Source organism: Tolypothrix sp. VBCCA 56010, from assembly GCF_050875635.1.
In the GTDB taxonomy this organism is placed as follows: Bacteria; Cyanobacteriota; Cyanobacteriia; order Cyanobacteriales; family Nostocaceae; genus Hassallia.
In genome coordinates this window covers 1-1,002 of sequence record NZ_JBPAOH010000368.1, presented here as the reverse complement: position 1 = coordinate 1,002, position 1,002 = coordinate 1, and the positions used below count along the sequence as shown (strand labels likewise).

The window sequence follows — 1,002 nt, the reverse complement described above, 5'->3', positions numbered from 1 at the left end:
TGCCCATTGGTGTCAACTTAAGCAAAAAGTCAGCATAAGATGTAATCTAAGAACATTGGGTTTGATGTGATTAGTGATACATAATGAGTACAAAACGTCCAGCGCGAAAAGGAAACCCAGACCTGCGGCAGCAAAAACATGTGCCAGCACCACCAATTGAGCAAATCGAGAAAGAACTATTTTTATTACTGTCACCCACAAATTTTAAACCGCTAAAATCATGTTCAGCTAAGGATGAAAAAAAACTGCGATCGCGAATATTGACATTACCAGTAATGATGGCAGTAGTATTAAGTCTTGTGTATCGTCAAATTCCCGGAATTAGAGAAGTACGAAGGATCTTATCTGAAGAAGGATTACTGTGGGTAGGACGTATTGAAGTCAGCGCCCAAGCAATCTCTAAAAGACTTCAAACACTACCAATTAAATTATTCACACAAATCTTTGAGCAAGTAATACAAACAATTCAGGGACAACAACAGCTAAGTACAATTCCTCCAAATTGGCAACCAGTATCTCAGAGATTTACAGCCATCTGGATAGCCGATGGTTCAACTCTAGAAGCCCTTAGAAGGAAACTAAAAGCACTCAAAGACACAGAGAAAACTGTGGCAGGAAAAATTATGATGGTGGTGGCAGCATTTACCCACCAGCCAGTTGCAACTTGGTACACAACTAATATCAAAGCCAATGATAAAACTTGGTGTGACTCCTTACTTGAACGCTTGCCAGTAGGTGGATTATTGATTTTTGATTTAGGATTTTTTAAATTTCCTTGGTTTGATGGATTCACTGCAAGTAACAAGTTTTTTGTGACACGGCTGCGAGAAAAAACTGCTTACACAGTCAAATATTGTTTGTCAAGTGGTCAATTCTATCGGGATGAAATTATCACTATGGGCGAATACCGTTCTCATCCCTGTAAGCATCCAGTTCGCCTAGTTTCTGTCTTGTGGGGTGCCACTTGGTATTACTACCTCACCAATGTAGTTGACCCCCAAA

The 1,002-nt window shown here is 39.8% G+C and carries 1 protein-coding gene; it reads left to right on the top strand.

The features are described from left to right. Positions 1-83 precede the first annotated feature (83 nt). Positions 84-1,002, top strand: a 919-nt coding sequence (locus AABK37_RS41515) for an IS4 family transposase (protein ID WP_432557201.1), incomplete at its 3' end; no start/stop codon positions are given.